Below are 14,709 nucleotides of genomic sequence, written 5' to 3'. Positions count from 1 at the left end.
ATATGATCCGGAAAATTCTGACAGCCGCGTTGCCGCTTCTCGTGCTGCTGGCGATTCCGTTCTTCCTGCGCCCGAAGCAGGAGGCCGGAGCGAAAAGTTCCGGCCCGGCCGACAAGCTCGTCATCATCTCCGCCCACAACGAATCGATCCGCCACGAATACGAGCAGGCGTTCCGCAAGTTCTATCGGGAAAAAACCGGCCGGGAGATCGAGCTCGACTTCCGCTCCCCCGGGGGGTCGTCCGATATCGTGAAGTACATCGCCGATCGCTTTGAGGCGGAATTCCGACGCGAATTCGAGTCCGATCCCGCCAACGGCGAGTGGAACGACGAAATCGCCGGGCGGTTCGCCGAACCCGGCGTCGAAAACGATCCCGACGCCCCCGCGGAGGTGAAGAAAGCGCGCCGGCTCTTCCTCAACTCGAACGTCGGGATCGGAATCGACCTCATGGCGGGCGGCGGCACTTTCGATATGCAGCGCCATGCGAAGCGGGGTTTTGCGGTCGACGGCGGCGCGCAGAAGCGTCACCCCGAATACTTCAAACCGGAGATCATCCCCCAGAGTTTCGGCGGGGACGAACTCTACGACAAACAGGGACGCTACTACGGCGTCGTGCTCTCGACTTTCGGCATCTGTTACAACAAGGACCGGGTTGCGGAACTCAAAGACCCGACTCCGCCGAAACGGTGGGCCGACCTCGGAGAACCGCGCTTCTTCAACACGATCTCCCTCGCGGATCCGTCGAAATCAGGCTCGGCCAACAAATGCTTCGAGGTGCTGATCCAGCAGTGCATGGCCGACTCCGGCAGCCCGGAAAAAGGGTGGGAAGAGGGGTTGAACACCATCAAGCGCATCTTCGGCAATGCGCGCAACCTCACCGACTCCGCGGGCAAGATCCCGCGCGACGTCGCCGCCGGGAACGCCGCGGCCGGAATGGCGATCGACACCTACGGCTTCACCGAAAAGGAGTGGAACGAACTCCAGTTCGACGGCAAACCGCATTTCTTCTACGTCGCCCCCGAGGGAGGCACCGCCGTCTCCGCCGATCCGGTGCAGATGCTGCGCGGCGCGCCGCACCGCGAGGCGGCCGAACTCTTCATCGATTTTCTGCTGAGCCCCGAGGGGCAGAAGCTCCACGCATTCAAGGTCGGTGCGCCGGGGGGACCGGAGAAGCACGCCTTGCGCCGCCCGCCGATCCGGCGCGACCTCTACAAGCCGGAGTATCGGAAATACCGTTCCGATCCGGACTACAATCCGTATGAGTCGGGTGCGAGTTTCGTCTACCGCCCGGAGCTCACCGGGCCCTATTACAGTCTGCTGCGCATTCTGATCCGCTGCATCGCGCTCGATCCGCAGCCGGAGCTGCAGCGCGCATGGAAAGCGATCATCGACGCGGGCGGGCCGGAAAAAGTGCCGCAGGCGATGGCGGCGTTCAACCGCCTCCCGTTCCCCTACTCCGAAATCGCCGCAGAGAATGCGAAACTGCACGGGAGCGCAGTCGAAGTCGCGGCGCTCTGCCGCAAATGGAGCGATTCCGCCCGGGAGAACTACCTCGAGGCCGAACGGCTCGCTCTGGAGGGCAAATAAATGGGAAACCGTCTGATACAATATCTGCTGCTCGCGCTGGTCATCGTGTTTCTCGGAGCATTTCTGCTTGCGCCGATCTTCACGGTGGTTGAAGTGGGTCTCGACTGGCGGCTGCTCGCGGAGGTGTTCAGCAACTACATCTACCGCGAGGGGTTGCTCAACAGCTTCAAGATCGCCGTGGTGACGACGTTTCTGGTCTTTCTGATCGCGTTTCCGCTCGCGCTGGTCTACAACCGCTATGAATTCCCGGGGAAAGGGTTGTCCCATCTGCTCGTGATGATTCCGATGATCCTGCCGCCGTTCGTCGGGGCGCTCGGATTTCAGCAGATTCTCGGTCATTACGGAGTGGTCAACCGGCTGCTGGCATACTGCGGGATTCCGGCGGTCGACTTTCTCGGCGGGCCGGGGAGATTCTGGTCGGTCTGCCTCATTGAGGCGCTGCACCTCTATCCGATCCTCTATTTGAATCTGGTGACGGCGCTCGGCAATCTCGACCCGGCGCTCGACGAGGCGGCCCGGAATCTCGGGGCGTCGCGGTGGACGCGGTTCCGCCGGATCACATTCCCGCTCATGAAGCCGGGCATCCTCGCGGGGGGCAGCATCGTGCTGGTCTGGAGCTTCACGGAGCTCGGCACGCCGCTGATGTTCGGATACAACCGCGTGACCGCCGTGCAGATCTTCAACGGGATCATGGAGCTCGAGAGCAATCCGGTTCCCTACGCGCTCGTGGTGGTCATGCTTTTCTTCGCGGCGGCGATGTATCTTGCCGGGAAGTTCGCGCTCGGGAAATCCGCGCTCAATGCGACGGTGAAAGGGACCGCCGGAGCCGGGACCGTCCGCCCCGCCGGATGGCGGAAATTCGGACCGACCGCCCTCTTTGCGCTCGTGACGTTCGTGGCGGCGCTGCCGCACATCGCGCTGGTGCTGACGGCGTTCTCGCTCCGCTGGTACAACACGGTTCTGCCGCGCCATTTCACACTGCTGCACTTTGAAAACGCGTTGTCGAACAAGATCGTGCTGCCGAGCATCGTGAACAGTTTGAACTACTCGCTCCTTGCGATGGCCATTGCGGTTGCGGCGGGGGTGCTGGTTTCGCTCGCGGCGGTGCGCTGGAAACTGCGCGGGAGCATGATCGCGGATCTGCTTGCGATGCTGCCGCTGGCGGTGCCGGGAATCATCATCGCGTTCGGCTACCTCGGGATGTCCGTGAAGTTCGGGTTTGCGGCGGCCTATTTCAATCCGGTCGAGAATCCGTTTCTGCTGCTCGGAATCGCCTATGCGGTGCGGCGGCTGCCGTATGTCGTGCGTTCGGTCTCGGCGGGACTCGAGCAGACGCCGGAAGAGCTCGAGAACGCCGCGCGCAGCTTCGGAGCGACCGCGTTCGCGACGTTGCGGAAGATCACCCTGCCGCTGGTGTTCGCGAACGTGATCGTCGGAGCGCTCTTCGCGTTCAGTTTCTCGATGCTGGAGGTTTCGGACTCGCTGATTCTCGCACAGAAAGCGGAGTTCTATCCGATTACGCGCGCGATCTACGATCTCTCGCAGATCCTCGGCTCCGGCCCGTTCATCGCGTGTGCGTTCGGGGTCTGGGCGATGCTGTTCCTCGCGGCGGCGCTGGCCGCGGCGGGCACGCTGCTCGGAAATAAGATCGGCACCATCTTCAAACTTTGATCAGTTATGCGGATAAGAAAATCCATCATATAAAGGAATCATTCAAATGGCGATCACCAATCTCGATTTGAACAACCCGCCGGCGGAGTACCGCCCAATCCCATTCTGGAGCTGGAACGACAAGCTCGAACCCGAAGAACTGCGCCGCCAGGTGCGTGAGATGAAAGCGGCCGGACTCGGCGGATTCTTCATGCACGCACGCGGCGGACTCCGCACGGCATACCTCTCCGACGAATGGATGGAGTGCGTGAGAACCTGCCTCGACGAAGCGGGAAAATGCGGCATCTCCGGCTGGCTCTACGACGAAAACGGCTGGCCGAGCGGATTCGGCGGCGGCCTCGTGAACGGACTCGGCGTGAAGTATCAGCAGAAATATCTGCGTTATGAATTTCTCGACGCGGCCGACCTCGAGGCGGAAGAGCGCACGAACACGATCTCCTGGTACGATGCCGCGACGCTCGAACTGCTCGGCGAAACCCTGCCGCCCGGAACGACCGGAAAACTGCTGCGCTGCTACTATGAGGTCAATCCCTACTACGTCGACAACCTCGATCCGAAAGTTGTGCGGGAATTTCTCAAGGTCACGCACCAGCACTACTACGAAAGCCTGCCGGAAGAGCTGCTCGCACACCTGAAAGGGATCTTCACGGATGAGCCGCAGCTCTCCCGCAAGGGACTGCTCTGGTCGTTCGTACTCGAGGAGGAGTACTGGAAAGCGTATCACTGCGAACTCCTGAAAGAGCTGCCGATGCTGTTCCTCGGCACGGCGGAGAGCGATGCGGTGCGGATCCGGTTCTGGAGTCTCGTCGCCCGTCTCTTCTCGGAGAACTTCATGAAGCAGATCCGCGACTGGTGCGACGAAAAGGGGTGGCTGCTGACCGGACACCACGTGCTTGAAGAGACCTGCCAGGCGCAGATTTCGAGCAACGGCTCGATCATGACGCAGTATCAGCACTACCATATTCCGGGCATGGATCACCTCGGGCGGACGGAGCCGTCGCCCGTGGCGATGGTTCAGCTTGTCTCATCGGCGATGCAGTTCGGGCAGAAACAGATTCTCTCGGAGAGCTTCGCGCTTTCGGGCTGGAACATCAACTTCTTCGGGCTGCGGTGGATGTTCCAGCAGCAGTTCGCGCACGGAGTGAATCTCGTCTGCCCGCATCTCTCGAGCTACACGCTGCGCGGGCTGCGCAAGCGCGACTATCCGGCCTCGCTCTTCGTACACCAGCCGTGGTGGAACGACTACAGGAGCGTGAACGACTACTTCGCCCGCACCGGGATGCTGCTCGCGGAGGGGAAAGCCACGACGGAAGTTCTCGTGCTGCACCCGCTCTCGTCGGCCTGGTGCCACTACACCGGCGACGAATCGAATCCGGCACTGAAACACTACACCGACACGTTGACACGCCTGACCGTCGCACTCGACGCGCACCAGATCGCCCATCACTACGCCGATGAACAGATCGTCGCGGCGAACGGCAGCTTTGAAAAGGGCAGAATCCGGATCGGGCTTCAGAGTTACGACTTCGTTCTCATCCCGCAGATCGCGAACCTCTCAAAGCCGATGCTCGAACTGCTGCGCCAATTTGCCGCGGCGGGCGGGCGGATTCTCACGGTCCGCAACCGGCTCGAACCCGGGAAGCTCACGATCGACGGGGAACCGGCTTCGGCGGAGGTCCGGAACTTCTACCGCTCGCTCCCCGCGTTCGATTCCGAAGCGGCCGCCGCTGACGCAGCTGCGGCGGAACTCGCGGGACGCCGCACGATCGCGACCGAAAACGGTGCGCCCGCCACGCAGATCCTGAGCACGTTCCGCGATCTCGCTGATCTCGACGGCCGCCCGGGGCGTTTCTTCTTTGTGGCGAACAAGGCGTACAACCAGCCGTGCCGCGTGCATCTCGAGCTGCCGCGCAACGGCGGACGGCAGGTGGAACTCATCGATCCGGCGACGGGGAGTTTCTCGATTCTGTCGGGGGTGCATCGGCACGGTGAATATTTGAGTTTCGATTACGCTTTCGCACCCGGAGCGGCGGCGATGTTCTTCGTCGCGGGGCATCCGGCGAAACACGCGCCGTCGGTCACGGTGGAAGATCCGTTCCAGGCTCCCGCAAAGAAGCTGCTCTCGAGCGAATTCACGCTTGCTGCCCTGCCGGAGAACATTCTCACGCTCGACCGCTGCCGCTACCGGGTCGACAACGGCGGCTGGATCCGCGATGACGTGAGCGTGATTCAGGGGCGGCTGCTCGCGCTGAAACGCGACTGCGAACTCGAGATCGAATATGATTTCGACCTCGACGATGATTTCGACCTCGCGACGCCGCTCTCGATCGCGGTCGAGACGCCGGAACTCTTCACGTTCGCGCTGAATGAAGTGCCGTTTGCGGCACAGGTTTCAGGGTATCTCTTCGACCGTGCGTTCGAGCGCATCGCCCTGCCGGGGAATCTCAAAACAGGGCGAAACGTCATCTGCATGAAGATGCACTATCATCAGGACGAGGAGGTCTACGCCCGGCTTCAGCGCGCACTCAAATTTGAAACCGAGTACAACATGCTGACCTACGACACGGAAGTCGAGAGCATCTATCTGTGCGGAAACTTCACCTGCCGTCACACGGGGCGGGTCGAACCGCTTCTGCGCGGAGCGGAGCGGCTGCACGGAACATTCTCGCTCGGCCCGGGAGCGGTGGGGAAGAGCATCCACGCGGACGATCTCGTGACGGCGGGATATCCGTTCTTCGCGGGGAAAGCCGTACTGCGCCGGGAGTTTGAACTGACTGCGAACGAGGCGGAATCGATCCGGCTGCTGCGTTTCGTGCCGATCGGGGCGAACTCGTACCGGATTCGCATAAACGGTGACGAGGCGGGCTTCTGGAGTTACGGTTTTGCGGCATTCCGGATCGATCAGCTGATTCACGCGGGCCGGAACACGCTCGAAGTCGAGCTCGTCACCTCTCTGCGCAACATGCTCGGCCCCCATCACCTCGCCGAGGGGGAAAGTTACGCGGTCAACACGCTTTCGTTCAACCGCGAAGCCAACCCGATCGGCTGGCCGGCACCGGTCTACCATCCGGGCTACTGCATGGTGAAACTCGGCATCGCGGACGTGGAACTGGTCTGATCCATGGATGAGGGGAACGGCAGACTCGAAGAGGCGCTCGCGGCGCTGGAGCGGGAACTCGCGCTGCCCGTGACCGTCATCGACAATGCATTCTTCCTGAATCGGAAGAACATCTTCGAGCACAACCGCCGCAGCCACCGCAAGAATCCCGCCTGCGAGGCGGGATTCTGCGAGCGCTGCGTGCGCCACTGCCGTTACGCGATGAACAGCCGCTGCGGCCGGGAGTCCCGGCCGTTCCTCGCGGTCTGCTGGAAAGGGCTCGCCCAGATCGTCGCTCCGCTGCGGCACGGAAACATCCACTACGGGATGCTCTACCTCGGGCTGTGGCGCGCCGGAGAACCGGAAAAAGGCACGGAAGCGGAACTGCCGCCGGAGTTCTTCCGCAGCAGAGACGAACTCGCACCGCCGCCGGAACGGCTGCCGGAACTGCTGCCCCTCGCCCGACTCTGTGCCGACGGGCTCGTGATGCACCTGCTCCGGACGCGGCTGCTCGACACCGTCCCGGACGAACGCGGAGCCCGCATCGCGGCGTTTCTGCGCGAACGCTGCGCCGGGCCGATCGGGCTCGATGATCTCGCAACCGAGCTCGGGCTCTCGCGTTCCCGCACGAGTTTTGCGGTAAAAAAGCTTTTCGGGGAGAGTTTCTCCCGGCGGCTGCAGGCCGAGAGAGTCGAGCGCGCGCAACACTATCTGGCCGGAAGCAGAGCGAATCTCCGCCGGATCGCGGAGGAGTGCGGATTCAGTGACGAATTTCATCTCAGCCGCGTATTCAAGGAGCACACCGGTCTCACGCCGAGTGAATTCCGCCGCCGCCATCAGCAGTGATCCGCAAAAAATTCTCCACGCCGCTTTTCCCGGGAGAAAGCGCCGCTCGCTCATAACGGCGAACACCGTCCACACGTTGACTCCGCCGCACAGGGGACGGGGATTGTTCCGACCGGCTGCGGAGAAACGGGTTTTCCGGATTTTTCCGGAGCGGAGACTTGCTTTCCGGAGGGAATCGCATTATACTGATAAGAGACCGCGTTTTTTGCGGCTGCAGGAGGTGTCCATGATCCGAAGCATTCCAGTAGCGCTGTTCCTCATCCTCGCCCTGCCGATGGCTGCCGCCGCGGCTCCGGGCGAGGAGTCGGCGACGCTTACGATTGAACCGCGGAAGACGATCCGCGTCTTCGACGATGCCCTCCTCGGGGTGAACGACTCGTGGCCGGAATTGACCGGACTGAACCGATTGACCGGGCCGGCTCCACTGCTGCGTCCGAAGTGCGGGACCATCGGCATCGTGGCGTCACAGATGCGCCCGACGCTGTTCCGCATGGCAGGAGTCGACTCGCAATTTCTCGACTGGAAGAAAAATCCCGGCTCCGGATACGCCGTCTCCGCCCGGGCCGGAACTTCGCGGGTCGGGTTGCTCCGCCACCTCGCCTCCATCCGGCGGCAGAACCCGGATGCCGGGTACATCTGGACGGTCAACATGGTGCGGAACACCCCGGAAGATGCGCGCGATCTGGCGGAATTCCTGGCCGGCGGCTCCGATACGCTGTGGGGGAAACTGCGAATCGATCTGGGATGCCCCGAGCCGATGCCCCCCGCCATTTGGGAGCTCGGCGACGAACTCGATTACAATTACAGCCGATTCGGGTCGGCCTCCGCCTGCGCCCGCGAGTGTCAGCGTTACATCTTCGCGATCCGGAGCGTGATTCCGGACGCGCGGTTCGCCGTTCCCGCCGTCACGGCCCCGTGGACGGAGCGGTCAAAAGGGAAACTTCCGGAATTCAACCGGCTTTTGCTCGATGCACTGGCCGGGGAGATCGACTTTCTCTCGTTCCACCCGTATCTGCGCGACCTGCCGCCGGCCGTTGCCGAGCCGTACTTCGATCTCCTCGCCCGGGAGATCGCCGACTCCCGGAATCCGGGAATCCGGCTGCTCGTGACGGAACCGGCTCTGCCGCTATCCGGAACGTCCGGGAATTTGCAGGCACGCCGACTCCGGAGCGAGTCGCTCGCCGGCTGCCTCGAGGAGGCGGAGTGGTTTCTCTTTCTCCTGAATCGTCCGGAGGTGGGTGCGGCGACGCTCTTCCATCTTCCGCCGGGAATCCGGGGGATGACCGCAACGGCCGGAGCACTCCCGTATGAGACGGGGACCGCAAAACTCTACCGTTTTCTGCGGAGAATTCCCCCTGACTCGGAACTTCTGCGCAGTACGCTCTCGGGCGATGCCGCCACATTCGGCCGCGGGCAGACGCTGGGTGCGGCCGCGCTGAAATCCCCGGACGGGAAAGAACTCTATTTGCTGTTCAACAATCTCTCTCCGGACACTGCCCGGCCGACCGTCCTCCGGTTTCTCCGGGAACGGGAGTGGCAGCTGGAGAGCGCAGTCTGTCTCTCCGCACCGGAACTCGCCAGCCGCAACACGGAGACAGAACAGCCCATTGCAGAAACAGTTCTCCCGACGGCTCCCGGCGAGCCGCTTTCAAAATTGACGATTCCGCCGAAAAGCCTCGTACTTGCAACCCTGAAGCGAATGACAAAGGAGGAAGGCAAATGAAACTGTTCGCCAAAAACGCCATGATCGTCGTATTCTGTCTGGCCGTCTGCGCTGCGTTCGGACAGGAGAACTCCACCCGGCGCGACAGCACCGGACGCACCGTCGGCAGGTCGACCACCAACGGCAACCGTACCACTTATTTCGACGGCTCCGGGCGCGTTTCCGGGAGATCCACCACAAATGGGAACAACACCACCTATTACGACTCCTCCGGAAGAGTCTCCGGCAGAGCCATCACGAACGGAAACACCACCACCTATTACGACTCCTCCGGGAAAGTCTCCGGCAGATCCACCACGAACGGGAACACCACCACCTATTACGACTCCTCCGGAAGAGTCTCCGGCAGATCCACCACGAACGGCAGCACCACCCGCTATGTCGACAAATCCGGACGCTCCAGAGGCAGCAAAACCACCCGTTGAAACGGATCACACAGGAGGAGACCGTTCAGATCCGCAGCGCCCCCTGGCGCAGCACTTTCGGAGTCGCGCCGGTCGCGTCAACCACAGTGGAAGCGAGCGCGTCCGGAGCGATCGGACCGCCGTCAACCGCGAGCGGCAGTTCTCCGGAGAGTTCCGCGAGTGCGGCCTGAACCGTCAAGGCGTTCGGATGCCCCGAGTGATTCGCGCTCGTTTGCGCGAGCGGGCAGTTCATCCGGCGCAGCAGCGCGAGCATGAACGGATGATCCGGCACCCGGAATCCAACCGTCCCGCCGTTGCGCAGAGGCGCGATGATCGTGATGGGGCCCGGGCAATGTTTGACCGCAAGCTCCGCGGGCAGCCCCTCAAGAAGCACCCCGCAATCGGCGAGCCGGCGCCACTCCGCGACGAACCAGCCGAGCGGCTTCGTCGCGTCGCGGTCTTTCAGGTCGTAGATCCGCTGACGCGCCGCCGCGTCGTCCGCCCGGCAGACGAGCCCGTAAACCGTTTCCGTCGGCACAAGCACAACCGCGCCGGGACGGGAGAGCGCCTCGCATGCGGCGTCGACCGCCGCTTCAAGCCCGGCTGCTGCCAGATCGAGAACCGGTGTCATTCCTCCTCCTCATCCGGCTGATCGAGCACCCAGTGCGGAACCCGCTCCCCGATGTAACAGCAGGTGAACGCCACCGCACCCGCGATGAATCCGTAAACCGCTCCGACCGTCAAACTCCGGTCGAGATCGGAATTCATCAGCTCCGTGAAACTCATGCCCGAGCCGCTCGAATCGACAAACACGTAGGCGAGCCACACGCCGGTCGAAACCGCCATCGCCGCCCAGGCCGCGTTTTTGCTCGCTTTCGGGACGTAAAGCGCCGTCACAACCGGGATGAAGATCACCACGAGCTGCGACGCCCAGCTGTTGATCATCAGACTGTAGATGCTTTTGACCCCCCACGCGAGCAGAAGCGCGATAAAGGTCAGGAACACAGTCGCGAACCGGGTCATCAAAAGCAGCTTCTGGTCGCTGAGGCGCGGCCAGATCGAACCGATCACATTGTTGCAGAGCAGCGAGGAACCCGCCAGAAGTGAACTGTCCGCCGAACTCATGATCGCCGAAATCAGCGCGGCAAGGAAAATCGTCAGAACAATCGGATGCAGTTTCCCGAGAATGATGATCGCCATCTGCGGCAGGACCTGGTTCGACAGCGTCTCGGAGTCCTCCGAAGTCGCGATGCCGTATTTCGCCAGCACCGTGCGCGCCGCAAATCCGATCGTGATCGGCACGAGACCGATCGCCGCATAGAAGAATCCGGACATGACCGCGCTCGACACCGCGATCTTTTCGTTGCGGCTCGCGAGCGACCGCTGAATCAGATCCTGGCCGACCATGCAGCCCAGACCCATGACGATCCAGCTGCCGATGTAGTAGACGTAATCCGAAAAGACGAACGGCAGCACTTCTCCCGTTTCGGGGTCGACCGCGTGCTTCATACCGAGCGAAAGATCCGCCGCACTCAGCCGAGAGGTCATTTCGTTCCAGCCGCCCGCCTCAAAGACCGCGCCGGGAACGATGATGAACAGTCCGATGACGATCAGTGAAACCTGTACTACATCGGTCAGCGTCACAGCCCACATGCCGCCGGCATAGGTGTAGATCAGAACCACCCCGGCGCCGATGAGCGTCCCCCAGGTTGCGTCCATTCCGGTGAGAATATGCAGGATCGTACCGATTCCGAGCATCTGCGCGCCGAGCCAGCCGATGTAGACCGGAATCATCCAGAGCGAGGCGTAAACTCCCGCCCATTTTCCGTAGCGCCGTTCGATGATGTCGGTGACGGTCAAACACTTGAGCCGCCGCAGAAGCCCGACGATGAAAATACCCGCGAGCACAAGGCTGATCGACGCCCCGAAAGGATCGGCCAGAACTCCGCCGATGCCGTCCTGATAGACGGTCGCCGCAACCCCCATGCTCGACCCGGCGCCGAACCAGGTTGCCAGAAGTGTCGCGGTCGCCATCCAGAGCGGCAGTCGCCGCCCCGCAACCAGGAAGTCGTTCATCCCCTTGACCCGCCGGCTGCACCAGAAGCCGATGCCGACCAGCACCGAGAGGTAGATGATGATCCCGACCCACAGAGTCACTTTCGTGCCCTGAGAGAGCATGGAGCTTCCCGCTCCGCTGCTTTCCGCCGCTGCTTCGACCAGAGGAAGCGCCTCACCGAAAAAATGGAACATCTTTTCCGTCCTGTTTTTGAAAAAGTTCAAAAAAAACGCCCGGGTGGAAACGCAACGGCGTTCCGCCTGATACGGTACAGCGATATAAACTACTCGACACCGATGGATAATTCAATCTCACAACTGCAAAAAAACATTTTTTTTCGCAGTTCCGCCCGCTTGAAAAAATCCGGAAAACGGAGTATGATAGAGCCATGAATCAGGAAAAACGTGTTTTTCTCGCCTCTCCGCATGGAATGTGCGCAGGGGTTCGCCGGGCTCTTGAGACCGTCGAGATGGTTCTCGACCGTTTCGGGCCGCCGGTTTACGTGCTGCATGAAATCGTGCACAACAATTTTATCGTGAATGATCTGCAGCAACGCGGCGTTCGTTTTGCGGAAACCTTGGAAGAAGTTCCTCCCGGGGCGGTGCTGCTGTTCAGCGCGCACGGGGTCTCCGCAGCCGTCGAGGAGCAGGCGCGCAGCCGGAATCTGCGGATCGTCGACGTAACCTGCCCGCTCGTGAAACGTCTGCATCACTGCGCCGGAAAAGCTCGCGACGTTCTCATTCTGATCGGCCACCGCGGCCACCCGGAAGTGGAAGGCACCGTCGGCAGATCAGGAGCAAAATACACGTTCGTGGTCGGCAGCACGGCGGAGGCGGAGGCCCTGACGCCGCTCCCCCCCGGCAGCCGCATCGAACTCCTCGCCCAGACCACGCTGAACACCGAGGAGGTCGGCCGAATCGAGGCGAAACTGCGCGAGCGTTATCCGCAGCTCGAATCCGCGGCAACGGTCTGTTACGCGACCACCAACCGCCAGAGAGCCGTACGCGCTCTGGCTGGCAAGTGCGAAGTCATTCTGATTATCGGCTCCCCGCGCAGCTCGAACTCCAACCGGCTGCGGGAAGTCGCGGAACAGGCGGGGGTGAAAGCATTCCTGATCGAGAACGCCGGAGAGATCCCGGCGGAAATCATCGCGAAAACCGCGACGATCGGAGTCAGCGCCGGCGCAAGCGCCCCGGAATCGCTCGTCGAGGGCGTGCTGGAGCGTCTCCGCGCCGCAGGCTTCCGGGTAGAAAACGAGAACTGTGCCGCCGACGAGAGTACGGCATTTTCCATCCCCCCGATACCGGAGAAATCATGAAACACATCCCAACGATGCTGCTGGCGATCCTGCTCCTCTCCATGCTGCTTTCAGGTTGCGACAACCAGGAGACCCGTGGAGAAGCCCGCATCACAGTGAATTACGAAATCGACCGCAAATTCCAGTGGTCTCCGGAAGAAAACAGATTTTCCGGAATCATTCTCGTCCGGGACAATGCGACCACCCGGGGCGTGCCGCTCTCCTCCAACTCCTACGGCATCATGTTCGAGCTCAGTCCGGGGGAGAGAACCACGATCGTCACGAAATCTTCCGAAGAGGGAGGTTACTACAACGAAGAGTTTGCCGGTCTGCCGTTTCAGTTGCCGCATCTGATGGCCCGGCAGTCGCCCGACACGTTCCAGGAGCTTTTCGACTGGGACGTCCGCGCCGCATGCGAAGTGGAGCTCTCCCCGGAGCCGATCGACGGTCGATATTACCTCATCTTCAGCTGCTACGACGTTCAGGCGACCTGGCTGTTCAGCACGAGTTTTGAACTGTTCCACGATCGGCCGATCCGGGACGAGCAGTTCGTTCCGTTCTCCGCGGGCACTCAGGAGTTCGACCGGCTCCGCTGATCTTGCGGAACGACGCAGCTCACCGGTTGCGGATTTGTTTCCAGACGGCGAGCGTCCGCTCTGCAAGTTTCCGCATGCGGCAAGTCCCCTCCCCGATAAACTGCGGCTCCACCGTGTCATTCTGCCGCTCCGCCAGACGGCTGACCGGATTCAGAATACCGGTGATCGAACCCGCGGTCGCTCCGTTGCAGTCCGTGTCGGCCCCGCCCATCACTGCGAGAGCCGTGTTGCGGTCGATCGTCGAATCCCCGTAGAAGAGTGCCATCAGCACAATCAGCAGATTATTGATCGAGTGAACCCACGAAAGCGTCCCGTAATGCCGGTCGATCTTCTCCATGAAGGACTCCCAGTCCGCGCACTCTTTTCGCCATTCGAGAGCACGCCGGACCGCTTCGGCAATGCGGCAGTTCGCCGGAATTTCCGAGAGACCGATCTCGACGAGCCGCACCGGATCACTCTCGACGAAAGCGGCGCTGATGAGGGCGGCGACGAACATCTCCGAATAAATTCCGTTTTTCACGTGCGTCCAGCTGCCGTCCCGGTAGGCGAACTCCGCCGCGAGTTCCGGATTCCCCGCCGCGGCGTAGCCCCAGAAATCGGCGCGGATCGCCGCGCCGATCCACTCCCGGTACGGATTGTTGTGCCGCCGGGTGAATTCGGGAGTCGCGATGCTCGGGGCATACCCGCTGCACCGCGGGTGAAGCATATTGTAGTTCAAAATCGCCTGAGTCTCCGCCGTGCAGATCGCGTTGTAGGGGAGATGGCTGTTCCAGCAGTTCGCAATGTCGTCCCAGCGGAAATCCGCCCCTTTCTTCTCCATCACGCGCAGTCCGATGAGTGTGTAGTGAATATCATCGTCCGGCTCCATGCAGCGGATATTCTCCCGCTGCGAAGCGGGAGCCCAGAGCCTGGAGTCGCCGCCGCGGAAGAAGTCATTGAGCTCCCACTCGCCCCGGGCAATCAGGAGCGTGCGGATCCAGTCGCGCGTTTTCCCCTCAACCGGCCTGCCGAGGGCACAGCCCACGCAGCGGCCGCGCCAGGCACCGTGGAACCGTTCGAGCATCTCGCCGTCGGAGAGATTCAGAGAGAGAACGCGCGGTCCCGCCGGACGCAGCCGACGGATCTCATCGAGCTCATCGGGTTCCTCATACGGCCACTCCGGCCGCATCGGCAGCCCGGTCAGCTGTGCGGCGACCTCTTCGATCCGCGCCGCCCACGGCTCCTTTTCCGCCACAAGCGTCTCCACTTCTTTGCGGAGAGAGTCCGGAACCACGCGACCTTCCTGCTCAAGTTGAATGAGTTCCTCCCGCAGAAGTTCCAACGGGGTCTGCCAGCCTGAAATCAACATTCTACGATCTCCTTCTTGTTTTCCCGGTCTGTGTTCTTGTCTTTCTCCCGGTCTCGATTTATAGTATAATGGGCGATCACGATTT

Annotated in this window: 11 protein-coding genes; 8 read left to right on the top strand and 3 right to left on the bottom strand. The window is 61.8% G+C overall.

What is annotated here, in order from left to right; all coding sequences use genetic code 11:
* Positions 1-2: 2 nt before the first annotated feature.
* The 6 genes from Q0J85_RS03545 to Q0J85_RS03520 all read left to right on the top strand — a co-directional run bounded on the left by Q0J85_RS03545 (position 3) and on the right by Q0J85_RS03520 (position 9,348).
* The gene (locus Q0J85_RS03545; protein ID WP_294478297.1) at positions 3-1,586 is read left to right on the top strand and encodes an extracellular solute-binding protein; all 1,584 of its coding nucleotides are present in this window, start codon (positions 3-5) and stop codon (positions 1,584-1,586) included.
* Positions 1,587-3,257: an iron ABC transporter permease gene (locus Q0J85_RS03540; protein WP_294478295.1), complete on the top strand. Its 1,671-nt coding sequence runs from the start codon at positions 1,587-1,589 to the stop codon at positions 3,255-3,257.
* Positions 3,258-3,303: 46 nt separating this feature from the next.
* A complete protein-coding gene (locus tag Q0J85_RS03535; RefSeq protein WP_294478292.1) occupies positions 3,304-6,375 on the top strand; it encodes a glycosyl hydrolase in 3,072 nt (1,023 codons plus the stop codon).
* A gap of 3 nt (positions 6,376-6,378) precedes the next feature.
* Entirely contained in the window at positions 6,379-7,200 is an 822-nt protein-coding gene (locus Q0J85_RS03530) for a helix-turn-helix domain-containing protein (RefSeq protein WP_294478290.1), read from the top strand.
* 226 nt (positions 7,201-7,426) lie between these two features.
* Positions 7,427-8,923, top strand: a complete 1,497-nt coding sequence (locus Q0J85_RS03525; protein WP_294478289.1) for a hypothetical protein — start codon at positions 7,427-7,429, stop codon at positions 8,921-8,923.
* On the top strand, positions 8,920-9,348 hold the full coding sequence (locus Q0J85_RS03520; protein ID WP_294478288.1) for a hypothetical protein: 429 nt from the start codon (positions 8,920-8,922) through the stop codon (positions 9,346-9,348). Before Q0J85_RS03525 ends, Q0J85_RS03520 begins: the two co-directional genes overlap by 4 nt.
* A gap of 25 nt (positions 9,349-9,373) precedes the next feature.
* On the opposite strand, the gene Q0J85_RS03515 is transcribed toward Q0J85_RS03520, so the two are convergent.
* Both Q0J85_RS03515 and Q0J85_RS03510 read right to left on the bottom strand, forming a co-directional pair.
* Positions 9,374-9,958: an L-threonylcarbamoyladenylate synthase gene (locus tag Q0J85_RS03515; RefSeq protein ID WP_294478287.1), complete on the bottom strand. Its 585-nt coding sequence runs from the start codon at positions 9,956-9,958 to the stop codon at positions 9,374-9,376.
* Positions 9,955-11,577: a sodium:solute symporter family protein gene (locus Q0J85_RS03510; RefSeq protein WP_294478284.1), complete on the bottom strand. Its 1,623-nt coding sequence runs from the start codon at positions 11,575-11,577 to the stop codon at positions 9,955-9,957. The genes Q0J85_RS03515 and Q0J85_RS03510 overlap by 4 nt, the downstream gene beginning before the upstream one ends.
* 194 nt (positions 11,578-11,771) lie before the next feature.
* Between Q0J85_RS03510 and ispH the strand changes: the two genes are divergently transcribed.
* Together ispH and Q0J85_RS03500 are read left to right on the top strand one after the other, a co-directional pair.
* Positions 11,772-12,701 carry a 4-hydroxy-3-methylbut-2-enyl diphosphate reductase gene (ispH, locus tag Q0J85_RS03505; RefSeq protein WP_294478282.1) on the top strand — a complete coding sequence of 310 codons (930 nt, stop codon included), beginning with the start codon at positions 11,772-11,774 and terminating at the stop codon, positions 12,699-12,701.
* On the top strand, positions 12,698-13,276 hold the full coding sequence (locus tag Q0J85_RS03500) for a hypothetical protein (RefSeq protein WP_294478279.1): 579 nt from the start codon (positions 12,698-12,700) through the stop codon (positions 13,274-13,276). The genes ispH and Q0J85_RS03500 overlap by 4 nt, the downstream gene beginning before the upstream one ends.
* Positions 13,277-13,295: 19 nt before the next feature.
* Here the strand turns inward: Q0J85_RS03500 and Q0J85_RS03495 are convergent, their stop codons facing one another.
* On the bottom strand, positions 13,296-14,624 hold the full coding sequence (locus Q0J85_RS03495) for an ADP-ribosylglycohydrolase family protein (RefSeq protein WP_294478278.1): 1,329 nt from the start codon (positions 14,622-14,624) through the stop codon (positions 13,296-13,298).
* Positions 14,625-14,709: the final 85 nt, after the last annotated feature.

It is taken from the genome of uncultured Victivallis sp. (genome assembly GCA_944389935.1).
GTDB lineage: Bacteria > Verrucomicrobiota > Lentisphaeria > Victivallales > Victivallaceae > Victivallis.
The sequence above is the reverse complement of the archived record's forward strand: the minus strand, read 5'-3'. Positions and strand labels throughout refer to the sequence as shown.

Coding starts and splice junctions, on each gene's coding strand:
- Q0J85_RS03540 (WP_294478295.1), top strand. CDS start 1,587: ATGGGAAACCGTCTGATACAATATCTGCTGCTCGCGCTGGTCATCGTG.
- Q0J85_RS03515 (WP_294478287.1), bottom strand. CDS start 9,958: ATGACACCGGTTCTCGATCTGGCAGCAGCCGGGCTTGAAGCGGCGGTC.
- Q0J85_RS03510 (WP_294478284.1), bottom strand. CDS start 11,577: ATGTTCCATTTTTTCGGTGAGGCGCTTCCTCTGGTCGAAGCAGCGGCG.
- Q0J85_RS03525 (WP_294478289.1), top strand. CDS start 7,427: ATGATCCGAAGCATTCCAGTAGCGCTGTTCCTCATCCTCGCCCTGCCG.
- ispH (WP_294478282.1), top strand. CDS start 11,772: ATGAATCAGGAAAAACGTGTTTTTCTCGCCTCTCCGCATGGAATGTGC.
- Q0J85_RS03520 (WP_294478288.1), top strand. CDS start 8,920: ATGAAACTGTTCGCCAAAAACGCCATGATCGTCGTATTCTGTCTGGCC.
- Q0J85_RS03530 (WP_294478290.1), top strand. CDS start 6,379: ATGGATGAGGGGAACGGCAGACTCGAAGAGGCGCTCGCGGCGCTGGAG.
- Q0J85_RS03535 (WP_294478292.1), top strand. CDS start 3,304: ATGGCGATCACCAATCTCGATTTGAACAACCCGCCGGCGGAGTACCGC.
- Q0J85_RS03545 (WP_294478297.1), top strand. CDS start 3: ATGATCCGGAAAATTCTGACAGCCGCGTTGCCGCTTCTCGTGCTGCTG.
- Q0J85_RS03500 (WP_294478279.1), top strand. CDS start 12,698: ATGAAACACATCCCAACGATGCTGCTGGCGATCCTGCTCCTCTCCATG.
- Q0J85_RS03495 (WP_294478278.1), bottom strand. CDS start 14,624: ATGTTGATTTCAGGCTGGCAGACCCCGTTGGAACTTCTGCGGGAGGAA.